Source organism: Sphingomonas glacialis (assembly GCF_006439055.1).
In the GTDB taxonomy this organism is placed as follows: domain Bacteria; phylum Pseudomonadota; class Alphaproteobacteria; order Sphingomonadales; family Sphingomonadaceae; genus Sphingomonas; species Sphingomonas glacialis_A.
On record NZ_RCZC01000003.1, the window covers coordinates 524,218 to 543,500 of the forward strand.

Sequence of the window (19,283 nt, forward strand, 5' to 3'; positions counted from 1 at the left end):
GTGTCGGGCGATCCCGTAAGCCTCTGACGTCATAGCCGGTTTCTTGCCCGCGCACAGCCGCCAGCGGGCCGGCTCACTCCATCCCGGCGCGCATCGCTGCGCCCGCGACGAACGGCGCGCCGGCGATCAATACGAGGCTGACCGCGCCGAGCAGCTTGACCGCCTGCGCGCCGCCGTCGATCGACCCGGCGCCGAAGATCAGCAGCGGCACCGCGAGCGGCAGCATCACCAGCCCCGCGACTGCGCCCGCACCGCGCAAGCCCGTGACCAGCGCCGAGGTCGCCACCGCGAGCGCGGCGAGGCCGGGCGTGCCGATCAGCAGCCCGAGTTCGACCGCGCCGAGCGTCTGCGGCGGCAGGCCGAGCAGCCCCGCGGCGAGCACGGCGGCGATCATCAGCGGCGGGCCGAAGCCGAGCCAATGCGCGACGATCTTGGCCGCCGCCGCCGCTGCCATGCTGATCCCGCGCACCGCGAGCTGATCGAGCACGCCGCTTTCGGCATCGGGGCCGATCAGCCGCTCGACCGGCATCAGCGCCGCGAGCAAGGCCGCCGCCCAGATCACCCCGCCGCCGATCCGCGCGAGCAACGCGGTGTCGGGGCCGACCGCGAACGGAAAGAGGATCGTGACGAGCAGGAAGAACGCAAGCGCGTTGACGATCCCGCCGCTCGCCCAGGCGATCCGCACGTCTCGCGCGATGAGGGCGAGCAACCCGCTCATCCGAGCACGACCGGGATCGCATCGGGCAGCGCGATCGGCAGATGCGTCGCCACCGCGACCGCGCCGCCGCCCGCGCGATGCGTCGCGATCAGCCGTTCGAGCATCGCCACGCTGGCCACGTCGAGGCCGTTGGCGGGTTCGTCGAGCAACCATAGCGGCGCGTCGCTCGCGACGACGCGGGCGAGCGCGGCGCGACGCCGCTGTCCGGTCGAGAGCAGGCGAACCGGCACCGCGGCGATCGGCGCGAGCCCGACGGCTTCGAGTGCCTTCGCAACACGCGCGGTCGCGCTGGCGGAGGAGGGGGCGGGGGCGGGGTCGAGCGTCGCCCAGAAGTGCAACGCGGCGCCAAGCGGCCGCGCAGCGTCGAGCGCGGCGGCTTCCGCCATCAGCGCGCGGTGCGGCGGGCAGGTGACCTCGCCGTCGGCCGGACGCAGCAAGCCCGCCGCGATGCGGATCAGGCTCGACTTGCCGACGCCGTTGGGCCCCGAGACCGACACCGCCCCGCCTGGCGGGACTTCGAAAGAGATGTGCTCGAACAGCATCCGCCCGCCTCGGACGCAGCGCACGTCGCGAAAGGCGAAGACAGGGGTCACGCAGGCCCCGCCGCATCTTCCAGCGCGTGCATATCGTCGTCCGACAGCCCGAAATGATGCCCGATCTCGTGGATCGTGACATGCGCGACGAGCGCGTTGAGATCGACCCCGGTCTCGATCCATTCGTCGAGGATCGCCCGGCGATAGAGATGGATCCGGTCGGGCAGGCCGCCACTGTCCATCGACGATTTCTCGCCGACCGGACGCCCATGATACAGCCCGGTCAGATCGAGCGGATGCTCGATGCCGAGCGCGTCGAGCGTCTCGTCATCGGCCAAATCCTCGACGATCAGCACGACATCGCCGAGATGCGCGCGGAACTCCGCGGGGAGCCCCGCGATCGTCGCGCGCGCGATCGCTTCGATCGTGTCGGCGTCGGGCGGGTTACGCGGTTGATCGGCGGGCGGCATTGGCTATGCCTTACGGCGAAGGCGGCGCGCGCGCCAGCAGGAGAGCAGGAATGAAGGTCGAACCGCTGGACGACGAAGGCCGCGCCGAGGCGCTCGATACGCTCGACGAGTGGGATTATGACGAAGCGCGCGACGCGATCACGCGGACCTTCACCTTCGCCGATTTCAGCGAGGCGTTCGCCTTCATGACGCGCGTCGCGTTGCTGGCGGAGAAGGCCGATCACCATCCCGAATGGTCGAACGTGTGGAACCGCGTCGACGTGCTGCTCACCACGCATGACGCGGGCGGGCTGTCGCACAAGGACGTCGCGCTGGCCGAGGCGATCGACGCGCTACTTGGCTGATTATTGGGCTGACCCGATCGTCCCGCGGCGCATCCGCTTGCGCAAGCTGCCTGGCATCCAGCGCGCGGCGAACGCCATGCGGTCGGCGGTCTTGCCGACATAGGTGTGGACCTTGTCGCCGTGGACCGCGTCCCATGCCGCTTGCGCGACCGCATCGACGTTGGTCAGCTCGAGCCCGGCGTTGGTGACGACCTGCTTAATGGAGTAATTGCTGTTGCCCGCGGGCGTCGCGAGTAAAGGCGTGTCGATGAAGCTCGGGACGAGGTCGCGCACCTTGATCCCGGCGCCATACCATTCGCCGTCGAGCGCCTCGGTCAGCGCGCGCACGCCGAACTTGGTCGCCGAATAGACCGGCAGCCCCGACGAGCCATAGATCGCCGACGCCGACGCGGTGTTGAGCAGGCATGAGCCCGGCGTGCGCGCGAGATAGGGATAGCCGATCTTCGCGCCGTTGAGCACGCCGACGAGGTTGATCGCGACGACGCGGTCGAGATCGTCGAAGCTCATATCGGCGATCGGACCGCCGGTGCCGATCCCGGCATTGTTGAACAGCACGTCGAGCCGGCCGCCGGTCGTCGCGGTAAAGGCGTCGAGATGCGCGACCCACGCCTCGCGGTCGCGCACGTCCATCGTATAGGTCTCGACCATGCCTGCGGGCAGCATCGCGGCGGTGGCGGCGAGCCCGGCGGTGTTGACGTCGGCGAGCCCGACGCGCCAGCCGCGCGCCGCGAACAGCTTGGCGGTCGCCTGGCCGATCCCCGATCCCCCGCCGGTGATGAAAATTGCCTTTGCGGTGTCGGTCATCGTGCATCCTATCCGTCATGCCGGGGTCGCCCCGACATGCACCGGGCCGCTCAGGCGTTGGCGGCGAGTGTGCGATACGCGCGCGCTTGGGACAAGCCCGGGCGAACCATGGTTTGACGCTCCCGCAAAGCTCCCGCACAAAGCGTGCGATGTCAGTCCAGTCCCCCGGCCCCGCCGTCGCCTTTGCCGGCGTCACCAAAGCCTATGCCGGTGGCACGATCGCGGTCGACGGCGTGTCGGTCGAAATCGCGGGCGGCAGTTTCGTCGCGCTGGTCGGCAGTTCGGGGTCGGGCAAGTCGACCTTGCTCAAGATGATCAACCGCCTGATCGCACCGAGTGCGGGCGAGGTCCGCATCGGCGGCGTGGGCGTCGGCGACGAGCCAGCGCACGTGCTGCGCCGGCGGATCGGCTATGTCTTCCAGAATATCGGCCTGTTCCCGCATATGAGCGTCGCCGAGAATATCGCGATCGGGTTGCGGCTGGCGGGCGAGCGGGCGAATGCCGAGCGCGTCGCCGAACTGCTCGATCTGGTCGAGCTGCCGCGCGAATTCGCAATGCGCCGCCCCGATGCGCTGTCGGGCGGGCAGCGCCAGCGCGTCGGCGTTGCCCGCGCGCTCGCTACCGCGCCGGGGCTGCTGCTGCTCGACGAGCCGTTCGGCGCGCTCGATCCGGTGACGCGCGATCAGTTGGGGACCGCGATCCGGCAACTCCACGACCGGCTCGGGCTGACGACGATCATGGTGACCCACGACATGGCCGAGGCGCTGATCCTTGCGGATCGCGTGCTGGTGATGGACGCTGGGCGGATCGTCGCCGATGCCACCCCCAAGGCGCTGCTCGCGGGTGAGGGCGGGCCGGTCGCCGCGGCTTTGGTCGCGGTGCCACGCGAACAAGCGCGGAAGTTGCAGGCGCTGGAGCGAGGCGCATGAGCCCGTTCGTCGAAGCGCTCACCCGCGTGCCCCCTTTGCTCGCGGCGCATTTGCTGCTGGCGGCGTCGGCGTTGCTGCTCGGGCTCGCGATCAGTTTGCCGTTGGCGATCTGGTCGGCGCGACGGTCGGGCGTGGCGCGGGTTGCGCTGGGGTTTGCGAGCCTCGTCCAGACGGTGCCGAGCCTTGCCTTGCTCGCGCTTTTCTATCCGCTGCTGCTGTTCGTGTCGGGGCTGGTCGGTGGCGGGATCCCTGCGCTTGGGTTCCTGCCCTCGCTGCTCGCGCTGACGCTCTATGCGTTGCTGCCGATCCTGCGCAATGGCGTGACCGGGCTGCTCGGGCTCGACCCGGCGGTGATCGAGGCGGCCGATGGCGTCGGGATGACGTCGTGGCAGAAGCTCCGGCTGGTCGAGGCGCCCCTCGTCGCGCCGGTGCTGATGGCGGGGATCCGGACTGCCGCGGTGTGGACGATCGGTGCTGCGACGCTGTCGACCACGGTCGGCCAGCCGAGCCTTGGCGACATGATCTTTGCCGGACTCCAGACGCAGAATTGGGCGCTGGTGCTCGCCGGCTGCCTCAGTGCGGCGGCGCTCGCGCTTGCGGTTGATGCGCTGCTCGGGCTGATCGAGCGCGGCATCGCGCAGCGCAAGCGCGGGCGGGTGTGGGCGGCGAGCGGCGTGTTGCTTGTCGGCGTGCTGCTCGCGCTGACGCCGCTGTGGCCGCGCTCGGGCGACACGATCACGATCGGCGCGAAGAATTTCGGCGAGCAATATATCCTCGCGCGCGTCATCGGGCATCGGCTCGAGCGTGCCGGATACCATGTGCAATATCGCGACGGGCTCGGCTCGGCCGTGGTGTTCGGCGCACTCAAGACCGACGCGATCGACGTCTATGTCGATTACGCGGGCACGATCTGGACCAACGAGATGAAGCGCCGCGACATCCCGGCACGCCCCGCGATGGTCGCGGCGATCGGGGATTGGGCGGCGAAGACGGCGCAGGTGCGGCTGCTCGGCGCGCTCGGTTTCGAGAACGCCTATGCCTTTGCGATGAAGGACGCGGCGGCCAAGGCGAAGGGCGTCGCGTCGCTCGATGATCTCGTGCGGGTCGCGCCGCAGTTGACGCTCGGCGCCGATCTCGAATTTCTCGAGCGGCCCGAATGGGCGGCGGTGCAGCGCGCCTATCCGCTCAAGTTCGGCGCGTCGCACGCTTATAGCCCGACCTTCATGTATCAGGCGCTGGCGAGCGGGCAGGCGGATGTGATCTCGGCCTTCTCCTCCGACGGGCGGATCGCGGCGCAGCATCTCACCGTGCTGAGCGACCCGCGGCATGCGATCCCGGGCTATGACGCGATCCTGATGGTGGCACCGGGGCGGGCGAAGGATGCGAAGCTCGTCGCCGCGTTGCAGCCGATGGTCGGGCGGATTCCGGTCGAGGCGATGCGCGCGGCGAACTATCAGGTCGATCGCGATGCCGACAAGGCGACGCCCGATGCCGCAGCACGGTGGTTGGAGCGCAAGGTCGGATTGTAGCGCGGCGCTGCTCCCCTCCCTGGAAGGGAGGGGCTGGGGGTGGGTCGGCCTCCCGGGCGCGGGACGCTTAATAACGCGGTATTCCGTCGCTTTCGTGCTGGCGTTAGCCGCGCCATGGGCCGACCCACCCCCGACCCCTCCCTTTCAGGGAGGGGAGGCGTTAGCGGGTGGCGGTCACGAAATAATCGAGCTTGGTGTCGTCGCTGAGCACGAAGCCCTTCGCCACCGAGAAGCCCAAGCCCCGCACATCGACCACCTTCAACCCGGCAGCGACCACCAGCTCGGTCAGCGCATCCGGCGTCAGGAACTTGTCCCAGTCATGCGTCCCGCGCGGGATCGTGCCCGTCCCTTCGGCAAAGGTGATCAGCGCCAACCGCGACAGCGCCGTACGGTTCGGCGTCGACAGCACGAGCAGCCCGCCCGGCGCGAGCGCCCCCGCCAGCCCGGCGATGAACCCTGCCGGATCGGTGACATGCTCGATCACCTCGAGGCTGGTCACCAGATCGAACGTCTCGCCCGCGAGGTCCTCGACGCTGCCGGTCCGATAGTCGATCGCCAGCCCCGATTGCGCGGCGTGCGTCGCCGCCACCGCGACATTCTCCGCCGCCGCATCGAGCCCGGTCACCGCAGCGCCCAGCCGCGCAAGCGGCTCGCACAGCAGCCCTGCCCCGCACCCGACATCGAGCGCGCGCTTGCCGGCGAGCGGCGTGAAGCCCGTGTCGTCGCCGAGCCAGTGCGCGTCGATCCGATCGCGCAGATAGCGCAGCCGCACCGGATTGAGCCGGTGGAGCATCGCCGACGAGCCCTTGGGATCCCACCATTCCGCCGCCATCGTGCCGAAATGCGCGGCCTCGGCGGGGTCGATGGTCGTGGTCCGACTAGTTGCAGACGTTACGGTTGCGCTGTTCATGGTCGCTTTCTATCAGGACCGCCCCAATAGCCCAAGCCCCACCCCAAGGACTTCTGCCTCCTATGGCCCGTATCGTGATGAAATTCGGCGGCACCTCGATGGCCGGGATCGAACGGATCCGTTCGGTCGCCGCGCGGGTGAAACGCGAGGTTGCGGCGGGCAATCAGGTTGCCGTCGTCGTCTCGGCGATGGCGGGCGAGACCGACCGGCTGGTCGGCTTCTGCCGCGAGGCGTCGTCGCTCTACGACCCCAAGGAATATGACGTCGTCGTCTCGGCGGGCGAACAGATCACCAGCGGCCTGCTGGCGATCGCGCTGCAGGCGGCGGGTGTCCCTGCGCGCAGCTGGCTCGGCTGGCAGCTCGCGATCTCGACCTCGGACGCGCATGCCTCGGCGCGGATCCAGGACATCGACATGGCGGCACTCGAGGCGAGCCTCGCCGCGGGCGAAGTCGCGGTGATCCCGGGTTTCCAGGGCGTCGACGAACACGGCCGCGTCACCACGCTCGGCCGCGGCGGGTCGGATACCTCGGCGGTCGCGATGGCGGCGGCGATGAAGGCAGACCGCTGCGACATCTATACCGATGTCGACGGCGTCTACACGACGGATCCTCGCATCGTGCCGCGTGCGCGCAAACTGAAGAAGGTGACGTACGAGGAAATGCTCGAGCTGGCCTCGGTCGGCGCGAAAGTGTTGCAGACCCGCTCGGTCGGCCTCGCGATGAAGGAAGGCGTCCGCGTCCAGGTGCTGTCGTCCTTCACCGGCGAGGATGCACCGATGGCGGATACATTGCCCGGCACGATGATCGTGGGCGAGGATGAGTTTTGGGAGGAGATTGACGACATGGAAAGCCAGCTCATCACCGGCATCGCGCACGACAAGAACGAAGCCAAGATCACGCTGATCGCCGTGCCCGACAAGCCCGGCGCGGTCGCCGCGATCTTCGCGCCGCTGGCACACGCCAACATCAACGTCGACATGATCATCCAGAACATCGCGCACGCCGCGCGCTCGACCGATGTGACCTTCACCGTTCCCGCCGCCGACCTGGCGCGCTCGATCGAAGTGCTCAACCAGGGCCGGGATGCGATCGGTTTCGCCGAACTCGTCCACGACACGCGCGTGGCGAAGATCTCGGTAGTGGGCGTGGGGATGCGCAGCCATGCCGGCGTCGCTTCGACGATGTTCACCACGCTCGGCGAGCGCGGGATCAACATCCAGGCGATCTCGACCAGCGAGATCAAGGTCTCGGTGCTGATCGAGGAGGATTATACCGAGCTCGCGGTGCGCGTGTTGCACACGGCGTACGGGCTCGACGCGGAGGACGTCGCGGCCTGAACTGCGCTGCGGCGCGTTCAGTCGCGGCCGAGCAGCTTCGTCGCGAGCTTGCCGACGAAGGTCACTGGATCGCGCCCGCGGCCATAGCCGAAGTGGCGCATCTCGGCCTTGTTGCAATCGCGCTGGCCGGCGAACATGCCGCACGCGCCGACCGGGGTCAGCGCTGCCATGCCGGTCCCGCGCGTGACGCGGGCGTCGTCGGGCGTGTCGTCGGGGTTGGTCCAGCCGTCGGCGGCGGGCACCGCAGTCCGATCGTGGCGCGACCCGCAGACGATGATGTCGGTGGAATTCGAGGCCGTGCCGCAGCGGCGCAGGATGGCGAGGCGATCGGCGGCGGGCAGATGCGCGAGATCGAAGTCGATCGGTAGCGCGGCGCCGGCGCTCTGGAGGATCAGCATCAACACCACCGACATCGGCCATCCCCCGCAATCCGTACGGGGTGACCGCAGATAGCGGCGGAACGATGGCAAGCCCTTGCCGAAGCGCGGCTATTTCGGTGGGGGGGGCGGCGCGAGCGTCAGGCCCGCCCCGTCCTTCCCGTCCGATCAACCCTTGGGCGCGTAGGGTCGGCTCGCGATGCCGGACCAATCCTGCTCGCCCATCCCGGCATCGACCGCGGCGCTCATCCGCGTCCGCACCGCGTCGAGGACCGGTAGCGTGACGTGCGCCGCATCGGCCAGTTCGGTCGCGAGCCGCAGATCCTTGAGCCCGAGCTTCATCTTGAAGCCCGGCGTGAAATCGCCCGAGACGATCTTGGGCGCATAGCTCCGATAGGCGCGCGCGCCGAACAGCGTGCCGGTCATCAGGTCGAGGAAGGTGTCGGCCGCGACACCATTGTCGCCCGCGAGTGCCACGCCCTCGGACATCGCCTCGATCGCCATGGTGATCATCATGTTGCCCGCGATCTTGGCGGCATTGGCTTGGCTGGGTTCGCTGCCGAGCGGCCAGACCTTGGTCGAGAGCGTCTCGAGCAAGGGGGTGACGGTGGCGACGGCGTCGTCGGGCCCTGCGACGACCACGTTGAGCTGCGCTGCGGCGGCGGCATCGGGGCGGCCGAAGACGGGCGCGGCGACATAAGCGAGGCCGCGCTTGGCATGGTCGGCGGCGAGCGCCTTCGAGAAGGCGACCGAGATCGTCGCGGTGACGATATGGATCAGCCCGGCGCGGGCGGAGTCCAGCACGCCCGAGTCGAGCAGCACGCTGCGGATCGCGGCATCGTCGGCGAGCATCGTGAAAACGACTTCGGTGTCGAGCGCGGCGGCGACGCTGTCGACGATCGTGACGCCGGGGATTTCGGCGGGGTCGACCGGCGAGCGGTTCCAGGCGTGGACCTGGTGGCCCGCCTTGGCGAGGTTGACGGCCATGGCGCTGCCCATCTTGCCGAGCCCGATGAAACCGATCTGCATGGGATGTTTCCTGTCTGGAGAAGTCGCAAGCGCAAGCGTTTGGCGGGGAGGGAGGTTCCGGGGAGGGGGTGTTTCGGGATAGGAAAGAAGACCCTCACCCAACCCTCTCCCGCGAAGGGCGGGAGAGGGCTTGCGCGGTGCGGGCGGCCTGCCTCTTTCTTAGCCCTCTCCCGTCTTCACGGGAGAGGGTTGGGTGAGGGCCTTCTCCTTCTAACCCCCGATCAAATGCGCAGCCACGCGCCGCCGATGCCCCACCCGGCGATGCTCGAACAGATAGATCCCCTGCCACGTCCCCAGCACCGTCCGCCCGCCGGCGACCGGGATCGACAGGCTCGTCGCGGTCAGCGCCGCGCGCAGATGCGCGGGCATGTCGTCGGGGCCCTCGTCGTCATGCTCATACCCCGCGCTCTCGGGCGCGATCTTCGCGAAATAGCGTTCGACATCGCGTCGCGCGGCGGGGGCGGCATTTTCCTGGATCAGCAGCGAAGCCGAAGTGTGGCGGACGAACAGCGTCAGCAGCCCCGTCTCGATCGCGCTGTCCGCGACCCAGCGCTCGACCGGATCGGTGATCTCGTGGAGCCCCTGCCCGGGCGTCGCAATCGCCAGTTCGGTTATAGCCTGTCGCATGACGCGGGCTTGCCCCAAAGCCCCGCGCAAGGCTAGGCCCGGCGCATGAACGAAATCTCCTCGATCGGCGCCACGCGCCTCGCCCGGCGCATGGCGCGCGGTTCCGCCTTTCTCGGCTCCGAGGTCGCGATCCTGTGCGGCGCGATGTCGTGGGTGTCCGAACGCAATCTCGTCGCCGCGGTGTCGAACGCCGGCGGCTTCGGGCTGATCGCGTGCGGCGCGATGACGCCAGAGTTGCTCGACCGCGAGATCGCCGCGACCAAGGCGCTGACGGACAAGCCGTTCGGCGTGAACCTGATCACGATGCACCCGGCGCTGTTCGACCTGATCGAAGTGTGCAACCGCCACGGCGTCGGCCATGTCGTGCTGGCAGGCGGGCTTCCGCCGACCGGGTCGATCGATGCGATCAAGGCGAATGGCGCCAAGCTGATCTGCTTCGCGCCCGCGCTGTCGCTCGCCAAGAAGCTGATCCGTTCGGGCGTCGATGCGCTCGTAGTCGAGGGGATGGAGGCCGGCGGCCATATCGGCCCGGTCTCGACCAGCGTGCTCGCGCAGGAAATCCTTCCCGAAGTCGCCGACAAGGTGCCGGTGTTCGTGGCGGGCGGGATCGGCCGCGGCGAGGGGATCGCGGCGTATCTCGACATGGGCGCGGCGGGCGTGCAGCTTGGCACGCGCTTCGTCTGCGCGACCGAGAGCATCGCGCATGCCAATTTCAAGAAGGCGTTCCTGCGCGCGTCGGCGCGCGATGCGGTCGCCAGCGTGCAGATCGACCCACGCCTGCCCGTCATCCCGGTGCGCGCGCTGAAGAATGCCGGCGGCGATCTGTTCACCGCCAAGCAGCGCGAAGTCGCGCAGCTGCTCGATTCGGGGCAGGTCGAGATGGCCGAGGCGCAGTTGCAGATCGAGCATTATTGGGCGGGCGCTTTGCGCCGCGCAGTGATCGACGGCGATGTCGAGCATGGCAGCCTGATGGCGGGCCAGTCGGTCGGGATGGTGACCAAGGAAGAACCGGTCGCCGAGATCATCGCCTTGCTGATGACCGAGGCCGCGGCGGCGCTCGAGCAGCGCGCGGCGTAGCGGCGGGGCGCGCCGGCCGGCGGGCTTGGCTCGCTCAGGTTAAATATCCACGTTAGACTTATACTGTCGTCATCTGGACGGGCCGCCAATATCGTCATGCCCTTGCCGCTCGGGTCTTTGTCCATCGGATTGGTTCGCCTGTAAAAAGGGCCAAGAAGCGCCGCTATTGTTCGGGTTGCTGGCGTAAATCCGAAAAATATGCCACAAAGAGTCGGTATCGAGTCGTCGGCTTCGGCCGTCGATCTATCGGATACTGTGTTCCGTCGTACAGTTGCTATCGATACTCTTGATGGGGTAGGCCGATGATGACGAGCGTGCTGGACGTGCAGGAGGCGCTGCAGGCAAAGGGGTTCGATCCGGGGCCGACCGACGGCGTGCGCGGGCGAAAGACGATCGCGGCGATCCTCGCGTTCCAGGCCGCCGCAGGTCTCCCGGCCGACGGGATCGTCGGGCGGCAGACGCTCGCCAAGCTGATCCCCGGCGCCAATCCCGCAGCGCTCACGATTGCATCGGCGATTCCCTGGCTCGCCGAGGCGCACACGCTGATCGGGCTGAAGGAGGATACCAGCGCGGGTAGCAACGAGCAGATCCTGCAATGGGCACTCGAGCAGCACATTTCCTACCATGACGACGATGTCCCCTGGTGCGGGCTGTTCGTCAGCCATTGCATCGCGTCGCAACTGCCGCGCGAACCGCTTCCCGCCAATCCGCTCGGCGCGCGTGCGTATCAGACGTTCGGCAAGCCGATCTCGCCGCAGCCGGGTGCGGTCGTGGTGTTCTGGCGCGAGTCACTGGAGAGCGGGAAGGGGCATGTCGGATTCTATGTCGGCGAGGACCAGGACAGGAATTTCCTGATCCTGGGCGGTAACCAGGGCAACGCCGTGTCAATCATCGGCAAACCGCGCGAACGATTCCTTGCCGCGCGGTGGCCGATAACCGGTTTGCCGGCGACGGGCGGGCCGGTCTTCGCGCACGTTCCGAGGGTTGGGAACCAGATCGAAGCGTGACGGGCCTCGCCGTCCAGCGCTTGCTCAAGCGCGCCACGCGGGCCGCGTTGTCCTGTTCGCCGCCCGCTGCTTGTCGCGTGTCGCGTGTCGGTTGTCGTTCGACGATCGACGATCGACGGTCGCCGTTCGACGGTCGACGGTCGCCGCTCACCGCTCACCGCTCACCGCTCACCGTTCGCTGCTCGCCGGCCGCCGCCCGCCGTTCGCCGTTCGCCGTTCGCCGTTCGCTTGAGGTCGGGCTTCATTCCGGACCAGCATCGCCCGCCAGCATCCGGGTAACGCGACGTTAACCCTATCATGCGACACCAAGCTTCCGGATTGGAGTTGCGTGATGAGATCGATTCGACTTTCGGCGTCCGCACTGTTGTTGGCTGGCGTCGCGCTGATCGACGGGTGCGCGTCGCACCGCTTGCCATCGGTCGCCACCGTCGCGCCACCGCCCGTGGCGATCGTCGCGACGGCGCCGCCCGCGGGCAGCTATCCGGGTATGCCAATTCCGCAGCGGCTGGCCGATGGATCGTACGATACGCCCAATCGCACGCTGACGCCCGCCGCGGTCGTGTGGCATTTTCGCGCCGGGCTCAACGTCGCCGCACTGGCGTGTCGCGGTCCCGGCGATGCGGTTGTCGCGGCGCGCTATAATGCGATCCTCGCGCGGCAACGCAGCGTGTTGCGCGATGCCGAAGCAAGCCTTGCCAAGGAATATCGCAGCCGTGGCGGTTATGATCACGCGATGACCGTGCTCTACAATTTCTTCTCGCAAGGCTTTGCGCATCCGGCCTTCTGTTCGGCCGCGTCGCAGATCCTGGCCGAGAGCGAGACGGTGACGCCGGCCGGTTTCCCGGCCTTCGCCGCGGCACGGCTGCCGATGCTCGACGCAGCCTTTACCGATTTCTACGCGCGCTATGATCGTTGGCGCGCCACCGCGGCGCCGACCGCGGTCGCCACACCGGCGCCGCCGCCGATCGTCGCGCTGCGGACCGCGTCGCCCCGCGCCAAGCCAGCGCTTGCGCGATCCACGCCGCGAATCCAGCTGGAACAGGTCGCATTGTTGCCCGATCCGACGGGACGCGAAGTCCATGCCGGCCCACCGCGCCCGTTCGCGGCACCGTCGAGCCGCTAGGCGGTCGGCGCGACCACCTGATCGAGATCAGTACGATAGCGGATCGTTAGCGCCGGGTTCGGCGTGTTGCGCAAACTCTTGGTGAGGGCGTTTGCGTAGAACTCCACTTGGGAAAAGTGGGGGCTTCAAACATGTTGGGAAAGTTGCGGTATGTCGCGCCGATCGTCGGCGCGTGTCTGATCTCCGTACCGGTTTCGTCTCAGGTGGCCGGGGTAGGAAATTCTGCCAGGACCGAGCCGCTGTCGGCGGCGGAAACGGTCTGGCACATGCGCGCTGCGCTGAATGTCGCCGCGCTGGCGTGTCGCGGTGCCGAAGGCGAGGAGACCGTCCGGCTCTACAATGCGATGCTGCACGACGCCGCGGCGCCGCTGGCAGAGGCGGCCGCCGGAACCGAGCGCGCCTATCGCACGCACTTCGCATCGCAGTGGCAAGAGGCCGAGGATGGGGCGATGACCCGGCTCTATAACGGCTTTGCCGCGCAAAACGGGCATGAGGCGTTCTGTGCGACGGCGCATGGGGTGCTGCGCGGGATCGCGAGCGTCGAACCGTCGGACTTCTCCAATTTCGCAGCAGCTGCGCTCGCGCGGCTAGAGGCGCCGTTCCAGGTGGTGGCCTCGGCGCCGGTTTTCGAGACCATCGAGGTCCATCCGGCGGTGCCGCTTCAGGTCGCGTCGCTCGTCAGTAGCGGTGTCGGGGGCAGCACGGCGCCGCGGCCGATGACGATCGCCTTCGCCGATTAACGCTGGCCGATGAGCCCGCTCAGCGCGGGGCCGCCGTCGAGGCAATAGACCGCGATGGCGGCCCCGCCGCCGAACACCAAGGCGATCGCCAGCGATGCCAGGCCGGCGACGAAGCCGCCCTGGCGCCGTCGCGCGAAGCTGCTGCGCGGGTTTGGCTTGCCGAGCTTGAGTTCGACATAGCCCGCGCCGAAGCCACCAAGCCCGGTCATGACCAGCGTGATCAGCGCGCCGATCGGGGTGCGCGTCGCCAGCCCGATCGGCAGGACGAGCGCGAACGGCGCCGCCATCGCCAGCGCGGCGAGTACTTTCGCGCGATCGATCTGTGCCTTGGCGACGGGAGCGACCGCGAGCAGGTCGGGCGCGTCCTCGGCCGACACCGTCAGCCAGGCGAAGCTGCCGACGAGCTGGCTCGCGATCAGCACGCTCGCAAAGGCGATCGCTGCGGGGATCGGTACGGCATGGCGGCTGCCCGCCATCGCCAGCACGAGCGGCGCCATATAGATCAGCCGCATCACGATCTGGAAGGCGAGCGCCGGGTCGCGCGCGAGCAGCCGCCATTCCTTGGCGAAGATCGTGCGCGTCAGACCGGGATGGAACAGTCGAGCGCTCGCGCGCCCGGTCGGCTTGCTGCGCGACAGGCGGTTGCCGCCGTCCTGATAGCCCGACAGGAACAGCCGCTGGAGCGTCAGCCCCGCGCCGGCGAAGAGCAACAGCGCCACGCCGAGCACGATCGCGATCGCCAGCGGGTCGCCCAACGCGGCGCGGCCCGGCAGGCTGCTCAGGCCGCGCGTCCCGACGCCGTCGGTCTGCAGCCGCTCGAACAAAGCCAGCATCGCGCTGCCCTTGTGGTCGGCGCGGGGAAGCAGCTGCGAGCCGAGGAACACCGCGCCGCCGAGCAGCGCCGCCAGGATCTGCCCGAAGGTGCGCGCAGCGCGCGGGCCGACGAGCGTCGCGACGGCGAGCGTCAACGCCAGGCCCAGCGCGGTCGCGCTCAACGCCAGCGCGACGAGCAGCGCCACCAGCCCGAACAGCCGCGGATGGCCGAGCGCGGCGACGGGCACGACGATCGGCAACAGCAGCACGGCATAGGTCAGCGCGATCGTCGCGGCGATGCCGAGCATCTTGGCGAGCAGCACATTGGCCTCGCGGATCGGCGCCGAGAAAAGCAGGGCAAGGTCGCCGACGTCGTACAGGCTCCGCTGGCTCCCGAGCATCGCCTGCGCGGTCATGAAGCTCAGCATGACGATGCTCACCGCGAGCACCGCGATCCGCACTTCGGGTACGATCGGGATCGCGGTGTCGCGCAAGCCCCAGCCGATCGCACAGCCGATCACCACCCAGGCCGCGACCAGCAGATAGCCGATCAGCTGTGTCGCGCTGGTCCGCCCCGCCCCCTTGCGCGCGCGCACCGCCAGCCGCACCTCGTTCAGCGCGAGCCAGCCGAACGAGCCCGGCGGCAGCTGACGCATCGCCCAGTTCACGCGGCGGGCGTGCTCGGAGTGGTCAAGCGGATGAACGTATCCTCGAGCGTCATGCCCTCGGTGCCGGCACGGTCGCGCAGTTCGTCGAGCGTACCCTCGGCGAGCAATTTGCCGCCACCGATGATCCCGATCCGGTCGGCCATCCGCTCGGCGACCTCGAGGATGTGCGTGGTGACGATCACGGTCTTGCCGGCATCGACCTGCGCGCGGAGTGCGTCCTTGACCGAACGCGCCATGCTCGCGTCGAGCCCGGTCAGCGGTTCGTCGAGGATGAGCAGCTTGGGATCGTGGATCAAAGCCCCCGCGAGCGCGACCTTCTGCTGCATCCCGCGCGAAAAGCCTTCGCAGCGCGTGTCGCGTTGCTCCCACAGATCGAGCCAGTGGAGCAGCCGGTCGGCCTCCTGCGCCGCCTGGCCCGGATCCATCCGCCACAGCCCGGCGACGAAGGCGAGATATTCGAGCGGGCTGAGCTTGTCGTAGAGCATCGGCTCGTCGGGCAGCCACGCGGTGATCGCCTTGGCACCGAGCGGATCGTGCCGCGCATCGACGCCGAAGATCTCGATCGACCCGGTATCGGGCTTGGCTAGCCCGGCAACCATCCGCAGCGTCGTCGTCTTGCCCGCGCCGTTGGGGCCGAGCAGCGCATAGAGCTGGCCCCCGGCGATATCGAGGTCGAGCCCGGCGATGACGGGCTTGTCGAACGCCTTGGCCAGGCCCCGGATGCGCAGCGCGGATTGGGTCATGTGTCCTGTTTAGGCGATACACCCGAATCGTCTAGTTGAAACAAAGCCTCGACCGGACGATCGAGCGCTGTCGCAAGCTTGAGTGCGAGGATCGTAGAGGGGACGAACACCCCGTTCTCGACGGTGTTGATCGTCTTGCGGCTGACGCCGACGCGTTCGGCAAGCGCGGCCTGCGTCAGATCGAGCCGCTCGCGTTCGGCCTTGAGCGTATTGCGGAGCGTTTCGGCCATTCAGCGCGCGGCCTGCAGTTCGAGCGTGGCGAGGCGGACCTGCGCCACCACGATCGCGGCGGTGAAGATGATCCGCGCACTGTCGCTCGCCGAAAGCAGTCCGGGAACGCTGCCGACCGCGAGCATCGCGGCGGCGGCGAGCAGGCCGGCCCAGAAGCCGATCGCGCTGCTGGTTCGCCGATGGTCGCGTGTCACCTCGTCCTCGAGCAATTGCGCGAGCGGGCCGCTCTTCAGCCGCGTCGCCAGCGGCGAGAGATAGAGCGTCGAGACGAGCGTGAAGCCCAGCCACATCCCCTCGAAGAAGGACGGCCGCCAGGTCGAGAAAGTCAGCCCGAGCATCACCACGGTGAGCCCGGCAAAAACGTAGAGGCCAAGCGCGCGGGCGTGCGCCTTGCGTTCGGCGAGTTCGATCAAGCTCATCTGAAATCCCCCTTCGATTCGTAACCTACGGGTTACATGTAACCTGAGCGTTACATCACCGCAAGCGCCGTTAAGGGTTCCCTCGCTTGCCCGGTTAGATTAACAGCGCGGGCATGACGACGGCCAGCGACCTCGATCAGCCCGCGCAAGGCCGCATCGTCGGAACCGTCCACCGGTTTCCGCTGCGTGTCTATTTCGAGGACACCGATCTTTCGGGCATCGTCTATCACGCCAATTACCTGCGCTACATGGAGCGCGCCCGCTCGGACATGTTGCGCGTCGTCGGGATCGACCAGCGCGCGCATCAGGAAGGCGGGGGCGGGGCCTATGCAGTGACTGCCTTGAACATTCGCTACCGCGCGCCGGCGAAGCTCGACGATGCGCTGATCGTGCTGACGACGCTCAACAAAATCCGTGCGGCGTCGGTCGATATTCAGCAACGAGTCATGCGCGGCGACACGATATTGACCGAAGCAGATGTGACTGCGGCCTTGGTCGCGGCAACGGGCCGGCCGCTGCGCCAGCCCAAGGAATGGATCGCGGCGTTCAGCCTAGTCATGGGCGAACGCGCGATGGAATCAGGGGATAGCGCCACGTGAACGAAATCATGCTCAACACCGATGCGGCGACGCTGTCGCCGATCGCCTTGTTCCTCCAGGCCGATTTGGTGGTGAAGACGGTGATGCTCGGCCTGTTGGCGGCGAGCGTCTGGACCTGGGCGGTGATCCTCGGTTTCTTCTTCCGGCTCGGCAGCACGCGGCGGAAAATCGCAACGTTCGAGCGCGATTTTTGGAAGGCCGAGGATATCGACGCGTTCCACCGGCTGCACAACGAGAGCGACCTGCCGATCGCGCGAGTGTTCACCGCGGGTGTCGCGGAATGGCGCCGCTCGACCGTCGGCGGGCAGGTCGATCGCGGCGGCACGCGCGAGCGGCTTGCGACGGCCATGGGCGCTGCGGTCGCCAACGAGATCGACCAGCTGTCCGACCGGTTGAACATCCTCGCGACGGTCGGCTCGGTCGCGCCGTTCGTCGGTCTGTTCGGCACGGTGTGGGGCATCATGCGCAGCTTCACCGGCATCGCGCAGGCGCAGAACACCTCGCTCGCCGTCGTCGCGCCGGGGATCGCCGAGGCGCTGTTCGCGACCGCGATCGGCCTGTTCGCGGCAATCCCGGCGGTGATCGCGTACAACCGCTTCAGCCACGGCATCAACCGCATCGAAGCCCGCCTCAACCGCTTCGCCGACGGCTTCCACGCGACGCTCAGCCGCCAGCTCGAGAGCGAGGTGCGCCGGTGAGGGGCGTTGCTGTATCCCCCTCCCGTTTCTTATCCCCCTCCCGCTTGCGGGAGGGGCTAGGGGAGGGGCGTGCCTTAGGCGCTGCCCTCTGCTGCACTGCCCTTTCGCATGCGGGAGGGGAGTAGGTCATGGCGCTGAACCTCCCGTCGCAGCGCGGCCGCGGGCGGCGCGCGCCGATGGCGGAGATCAACGTCACCCCGTTGGTCGACGTGATGCTCGTGCTGCTGATCATCTTCATGGTGACCGCTCCGCTGCTCACCGCGGGCGTGCCCGTGACGCTGCCCGACAGCCGCGCGAAAGCGCTCGACCAGGACCAGAAGCCGCTCGTCCTGTCGCTTGACGGCGAGGGCAAGCTGTTCCTCGACAAGGATCCGTTGAGCGAAGCAACGCTCCCCGATGTGCTCGCGCAGCTTGCCGCCAAGGGCGATCCGGCCAAGCCGCCGCAGGTCTTCCTGCGCGCCGACCGCAAGCTCGATTACGGGCATGTGATGCGCGTGATGGGCGAGCTCAACCGCGCCGGCTATAACCGCGTGGCGCTGGTGACGGTGGGCCAGGACGGGCAATGACGCGGTCGGAGCAATACGGACTCGGGGCGGCCGTGCTCGGCCATGTCGCGTTGTTCGCGCTCCTGTCGCTTGCCTGGAGCAGCGCGCCCACCCCGCCGCCGACCAACAAGCCGATCGAAGTCTCGCTGGTCGACGATGTCGCGCTCGACCAGCATGCCCCCGCAGCGCCCGAGCCGCCCGCGCAATCGGCCGCGCCCGATCCGGGGCCACCCGAAGACGCGCCGCCGCCCGAAGCCGAGGAAGTCGCGCCCGAGCCGGCGCCGCCCAAGCCCGCACCGATCGTGCCGCCAAAGCCCGCGCCCCCCAAACCCGCGCCCAAGCCGGCGCCGAAGCCGGCACCCAAGCCCGACGCGGTGCCGCCGCCCAAGCCCGCGCCGAAGCCCAAGCCTGCGCCCAAGAAGCCCGCCGCCGAGAAATCGGAGGAGGCCGACAAGCCCGCTGCCAAGCCCGCACCCGCCAAGGCTGCGCCAGCCAAAGCCGCGCCCGCGAAGAGCGCGGCGTCGGCCAAGCCGGCCGCAACGGCGAAGGCGAACGGCACCAATCCCAAGGCGACCAAGGCCAAGCCGACCGGCTCGCTGCTCGACGACGATTTCCGTAAAGGTCTGACGCAGTCGCCCTCCAAGGCGAAGGCCTCCGAAGCCGCGCCCGGCGCAACGATGGACGCCAAGGCCGCCGCCGATATCGGCTCGGCGATCCGGCGCCAGGTTCAGCCGTGCGCCGATCGGCAGGTCAATCCCGGCCCCGGCGCGTCGCGCATCGTCGTGACGATCCGGCTGTCGCTCAACCGCGACGGATCGCTCGCCGGGCGGCCGACCGTGGCGGACGATCATGGCGGCGTCGATGACGAGAATCGCCGCTATGTCGACACGGTCGATCGCAACGCGATCGCGACCTTCTCGGGCTGCGCGCCGCTGCGTGGGCTTCCGCCCGAGCTTTACGACGTGCCACGCGGGTGGAAGACCTTTATCCTGCGCTACAAACTTCCCGGCTGA

General features: G+C 68.5%; 24 protein-coding genes. 12 read left to right on the forward strand and 12 right to left on the reverse strand.

Translation table 11 applies throughout. From position 1 onward, the window contains the following. Positions 1 to 73: 73 nt before the first annotated feature. The 3 genes from EAH76_RS14265 to EAH76_RS14275 are packed head-to-tail and all read right to left on the reverse strand — an operon-like array spanning position 74 to position 1,721. A complete protein-coding gene (locus tag EAH76_RS14265; RefSeq protein ID WP_170208028.1) occupies positions 74 to 718 on the reverse strand; it encodes a heme exporter protein CcmB in 645 nt (214 codons plus the stop codon). Then, positions 715 to 1,311 (reverse strand): heme ABC exporter ATP-binding protein CcmA, encoded by a 597-nt coding sequence (gene ccmA, locus EAH76_RS14270; protein ID WP_140850925.1) that lies wholly within the window; start codon positions 1,309 to 1,311, stop codon positions 715 to 717. Before ccmA ends, EAH76_RS14265 begins: the two co-directional genes overlap by 4 nt. Beyond that, positions 1,308 to 1,721: a metallopeptidase family protein gene (locus tag EAH76_RS14275; RefSeq protein WP_140850926.1), complete on the reverse strand. Its 414-nt coding sequence runs from the start codon at positions 1,719 to 1,721 to the stop codon at positions 1,308 to 1,310. The genes ccmA and EAH76_RS14275 overlap by 4 nt, the downstream gene beginning before the upstream one ends. Positions 1,722 to 1,771: 50 nt before the next feature. Here EAH76_RS14275 and EAH76_RS14280 point away from each other — a divergent pair, with 50 nt between their 5' ends. Continuing rightward, the gene (locus tag EAH76_RS14280; protein WP_140850927.1) at positions 1,772 to 2,065 is read left to right on the forward strand and encodes a 4a-hydroxytetrahydrobiopterin dehydratase; all 294 of its coding nucleotides are present in this window, start codon (positions 1,772 to 1,774) and stop codon (positions 2,063 to 2,065) included. Here EAH76_RS14280 and EAH76_RS14285 read toward each other — a convergent pair whose 3' ends face one another. After that, entirely contained in the window at positions 2,066 to 2,869 is an 804-nt protein-coding gene (locus EAH76_RS14285; protein ID WP_140850928.1) for an SDR family oxidoreductase, read from the reverse strand. It lies immediately after the preceding gene. Positions 2,870 to 3,018: 149 nt separating this feature from the next. Here EAH76_RS14285 and EAH76_RS14290 point away from each other — a divergent pair, with 149 nt between their 5' ends. Both EAH76_RS14290 and EAH76_RS14295 read left to right on the forward strand, forming a co-directional pair. Continuing rightward, positions 3,019 to 3,798 carry an ATP-binding cassette domain-containing protein gene (locus EAH76_RS14290; RefSeq protein ID WP_140850929.1) on the forward strand — a complete coding sequence of 260 codons (780 nt, stop codon included), beginning with the start codon at positions 3,019 to 3,021 and terminating at the stop codon, positions 3,796 to 3,798. Next, entirely contained in the window at positions 3,795 to 5,327 is a 1,533-nt protein-coding gene (locus EAH76_RS14295) for an ABC transporter permease/substrate-binding protein (RefSeq protein WP_140850930.1), read from the forward strand. Before EAH76_RS14290 ends, EAH76_RS14295 begins: the two co-directional genes overlap by 4 nt. A gap of 160 nt (positions 5,328 to 5,487) precedes the next feature. Here EAH76_RS14295 and ubiG read toward each other — a convergent pair whose 3' ends face one another. Continuing rightward, on the reverse strand, positions 5,488 to 6,237 hold the full coding sequence (gene ubiG / locus EAH76_RS14300; protein ID WP_140850931.1) for a bifunctional 2-polyprenyl-6-hydroxyphenol methylase/3-demethylubiquinol 3-O-methyltransferase UbiG: 750 nt from the start codon (positions 6,235 to 6,237) through the stop codon (positions 5,488 to 5,490). A gap of 62 nt (positions 6,238 to 6,299) precedes the next feature. Here ubiG and EAH76_RS14305 point away from each other — a divergent pair, with 62 nt between their 5' ends. Further along, a complete protein-coding gene (locus tag EAH76_RS14305; protein ID WP_140850932.1) occupies positions 6,300 to 7,574 on the forward strand; it encodes an aspartate kinase in 1,275 nt (424 codons plus the stop codon). 17 nt (positions 7,575 to 7,591) lie between these two features. Here the strand turns inward: EAH76_RS14305 and EAH76_RS14310 are convergent, their stop codons facing one another. From EAH76_RS14310 to EAH76_RS14320, 3 genes are all read right to left on the reverse strand, one after another. Further along, the gene (locus EAH76_RS14310) at positions 7,592 to 7,987 is read right to left on the reverse strand and encodes a hypothetical protein (protein ID WP_140850933.1); all 396 of its coding nucleotides are present in this window, start codon (positions 7,985 to 7,987) and stop codon (positions 7,592 to 7,594) included. Positions 7,988 to 8,119: 132 nt separating this feature from the next. Further along, positions 8,120 to 8,980, reverse strand: a complete 861-nt coding sequence (locus EAH76_RS14315; RefSeq protein WP_140850934.1) for an NAD(P)-dependent oxidoreductase — start codon at positions 8,978 to 8,980, stop codon at positions 8,120 to 8,122. Positions 8,981 to 9,190: 210 nt separating this feature from the next. After that, a complete protein-coding gene (locus tag EAH76_RS14320) occupies positions 9,191 to 9,607 on the reverse strand; it encodes a secondary thiamine-phosphate synthase enzyme YjbQ (protein ID WP_140850935.1) in 417 nt (138 codons plus the stop codon). 45 nt (positions 9,608 to 9,652) lie between these two features. Between EAH76_RS14320 and EAH76_RS14325 the strand changes: the two genes are divergently transcribed. From EAH76_RS14325 to EAH76_RS14340, 4 genes are all read left to right on the forward strand, one after another. Beyond that, positions 9,653 to 10,684: an NAD(P)H-dependent flavin oxidoreductase gene (locus EAH76_RS14325; RefSeq protein WP_194151007.1), complete on the forward strand. Its 1,032-nt coding sequence runs from the start codon at positions 9,653 to 9,655 to the stop codon at positions 10,682 to 10,684. A gap of 302 nt (positions 10,685 to 10,986) precedes the next feature. Beyond that, entirely contained in the window at positions 10,987 to 11,691 is a 705-nt protein-coding gene (locus tag EAH76_RS14330; RefSeq protein ID WP_241659698.1) for a TIGR02594 family protein, read from the forward strand. A gap of 331 nt (positions 11,692 to 12,022) precedes the next feature. Next, positions 12,023 to 12,814 carry a hypothetical protein gene (locus EAH76_RS14335; protein ID WP_140850936.1) on the forward strand — a complete coding sequence of 264 codons (792 nt, stop codon included), beginning with the start codon at positions 12,023 to 12,025 and terminating at the stop codon, positions 12,812 to 12,814. 131 nt (positions 12,815 to 12,945) lie between these two features. Then, positions 12,946 to 13,554, forward strand: a complete 609-nt coding sequence (locus EAH76_RS14340; protein WP_140850937.1) for a hypothetical protein — start codon at positions 12,946 to 12,948, stop codon at positions 13,552 to 13,554. Here the strand turns inward: EAH76_RS14340 and EAH76_RS14345 are convergent. The 4 genes from EAH76_RS14345 to EAH76_RS14360 are packed head-to-tail and all read right to left on the reverse strand — an operon-like array spanning position 13,551 to position 16,428. Continuing rightward, on the reverse strand, positions 13,551 to 15,023 hold the full coding sequence (locus EAH76_RS14345; protein ID WP_241659699.1) for a hypothetical protein: 1,473 nt from the start codon (positions 15,021 to 15,023) through the stop codon (positions 13,551 to 13,553). The genes EAH76_RS14340 and EAH76_RS14345 overlap by 4 nt on opposite strands. 8 nt (positions 15,024 to 15,031) lie before the next feature. After that, on the reverse strand, positions 15,032 to 15,778 hold the full coding sequence (locus tag EAH76_RS14350; protein ID WP_140850939.1) for an ABC transporter ATP-binding protein: 747 nt from the start codon (positions 15,776 to 15,778) through the stop codon (positions 15,032 to 15,034). Next, the gene (locus tag EAH76_RS14355) at positions 15,775 to 16,008 is read right to left on the reverse strand and encodes a helix-turn-helix transcriptional regulator (protein WP_140850940.1); all 234 of its coding nucleotides are present in this window, start codon (positions 16,006 to 16,008) and stop codon (positions 15,775 to 15,777) included. Before EAH76_RS14355 ends, EAH76_RS14350 begins: the two co-directional genes overlap by 4 nt. Further along, positions 16,009 to 16,428 carry a hypothetical protein gene (locus EAH76_RS14360; RefSeq protein ID WP_140850941.1) on the reverse strand — a complete coding sequence of 140 codons (420 nt, stop codon included), beginning with the start codon at positions 16,426 to 16,428 and terminating at the stop codon, positions 16,009 to 16,011. It lies immediately after the preceding gene. A 113-nt stretch (positions 16,429 to 16,541) separates the two neighbouring features. Here EAH76_RS14360 and ybgC point away from each other — a divergent pair, with 113 nt between their 5' ends. The 4 genes from ybgC to EAH76_RS14380 all read left to right on the forward strand — a co-directional run bounded on the left by ybgC (position 16,542) and on the right by EAH76_RS14380 (position 19,283). Then, positions 16,542 to 17,027, forward strand: a complete 486-nt coding sequence (ybgC, locus tag EAH76_RS14365) for a tol-pal system-associated acyl-CoA thioesterase (RefSeq protein ID WP_170208029.1) — start codon at positions 16,542 to 16,544, stop codon at positions 17,025 to 17,027. Positions 17,028 to 17,035: 8 nt separating this feature from the next. After that, the gene (tolQ, locus tag EAH76_RS14370) at positions 17,036 to 17,725 is read left to right on the forward strand and encodes a protein TolQ (protein ID WP_194151015.1); all 690 of its coding nucleotides are present in this window, start codon (positions 17,036 to 17,038) and stop codon (positions 17,723 to 17,725) included. 128 nt (positions 17,726 to 17,853) lie between these two features. After that, the gene (gene tolR, locus EAH76_RS14375) at positions 17,854 to 18,291 is read left to right on the forward strand and encodes a protein TolR (protein ID WP_140850943.1); all 438 of its coding nucleotides are present in this window, start codon (positions 17,854 to 17,856) and stop codon (positions 18,289 to 18,291) included. Then, positions 18,288 to 19,283, forward strand: a complete 996-nt coding sequence (locus EAH76_RS14380) for a cell envelope biogenesis protein TolA (RefSeq protein ID WP_140850944.1) — start codon at positions 18,288 to 18,290, stop codon at positions 19,281 to 19,283. Before tolR ends, EAH76_RS14380 begins: the two co-directional genes overlap by 4 nt.

Coding starts and splice junctions, on each gene's coding strand:
- EAH76_RS14275 (WP_140850926.1), bottom strand. CDS start 1,721: ATGCCGCCCGCCGATCAACCGCGTAACCCGCCCGACGCCGACACGATC.
- EAH76_RS14315 (WP_140850934.1), bottom strand. CDS start 8,980: ATGCAGATCGGTTTCATCGGGCTCGGCAAGATGGGCAGCGCCATGGCC.
- EAH76_RS14305 (WP_140850932.1), top strand. CDS start 6,300: ATGGCCCGTATCGTGATGAAATTCGGCGGCACCTCGATGGCCGGGATC.
- EAH76_RS14355 (WP_140850940.1), bottom strand. CDS start 16,008: ATGGCCGAAACGCTCCGCAATACGCTCAAGGCCGAACGCGAGCGGCTC.
- EAH76_RS14280 (WP_140850927.1), top strand. CDS start 1,772: ATGAAGGTCGAACCGCTGGACGACGAAGGCCGCGCCGAGGCGCTCGAT.
- ubiG (WP_140850931.1), bottom strand. CDS start 6,237: ATGAACAGCGCAACCGTAACGTCTGCAACTAGTCGGACCACGACCATC.
- EAH76_RS14345 (WP_241659699.1), bottom strand. CDS start 15,023: ATGCGTCAGCTGCCGCCGGGCTCGTTCGGCTGGCTCGCGCTGAACGAG.
- EAH76_RS14290 (WP_140850929.1), top strand. CDS start 3,019: ATGTCAGTCCAGTCCCCCGGCCCCGCCGTCGCCTTTGCCGGCGTCACC.
- EAH76_RS14310 (WP_140850933.1), bottom strand. CDS start 7,987: ATGTCGGTGGTGTTGATGCTGATCCTCCAGAGCGCCGGCGCCGCGCTA.
- EAH76_RS14335 (WP_140850936.1), top strand. CDS start 12,023: ATGAGATCGATTCGACTTTCGGCGTCCGCACTGTTGTTGGCTGGCGTC.
- EAH76_RS14285 (WP_140850928.1), bottom strand. CDS start 2,869: ATGACCGACACCGCAAAGGCAATTTTCATCACCGGCGGGGGATCGGGG.
- EAH76_RS14330 (WP_241659698.1), top strand. CDS start 10,987: ATGATGACGAGCGTGCTGGACGTGCAGGAGGCGCTGCAGGCAAAGGGG.
- EAH76_RS14320 (WP_140850935.1), bottom strand. CDS start 9,607: ATGCGACAGGCTATAACCGAACTGGCGATTGCGACGCCCGGGCAGGGG.
- tolR (WP_140850943.1), top strand. CDS start 17,854: ATGGCGCTGAACCTCCCGTCGCAGCGCGGCCGCGGGCGGCGCGCGCCG.
- EAH76_RS14350 (WP_140850939.1), bottom strand. CDS start 15,778: ATGACCCAATCCGCGCTGCGCATCCGGGGCCTGGCCAAGGCGTTCGAC.
- EAH76_RS14340 (WP_140850937.1), top strand. CDS start 12,946: ATGTTGGGAAAGTTGCGGTATGTCGCGCCGATCGTCGGCGCGTGTCTG.
- EAH76_RS14295 (WP_140850930.1), top strand. CDS start 3,795: ATGAGCCCGTTCGTCGAAGCGCTCACCCGCGTGCCCCCTTTGCTCGCG.
- EAH76_RS14325 (WP_194151007.1), top strand. CDS start 9,653: ATGAACGAAATCTCCTCGATCGGCGCCACGCGCCTCGCCCGGCGCATG.
- tolQ (WP_194151015.1), top strand. CDS start 17,036: ATGCTCAACACCGATGCGGCGACGCTGTCGCCGATCGCCTTGTTCCTC.
- ybgC (WP_170208029.1), top strand. CDS start 16,542: ATGACGACGGCCAGCGACCTCGATCAGCCCGCGCAAGGCCGCATCGTC.
- EAH76_RS14265 (WP_170208028.1), bottom strand. CDS start 718: ATGAGCGGGTTGCTCGCCCTCATCGCGCGAGACGTGCGGATCGCCTGG.
- EAH76_RS14380 (WP_140850944.1), top strand. CDS start 18,288: ATGACGCGGTCGGAGCAATACGGACTCGGGGCGGCCGTGCTCGGCCAT.
- EAH76_RS14360 (WP_140850941.1), bottom strand. CDS start 16,428: ATGAGCTTGATCGAACTCGCCGAACGCAAGGCGCACGCCCGCGCGCTT.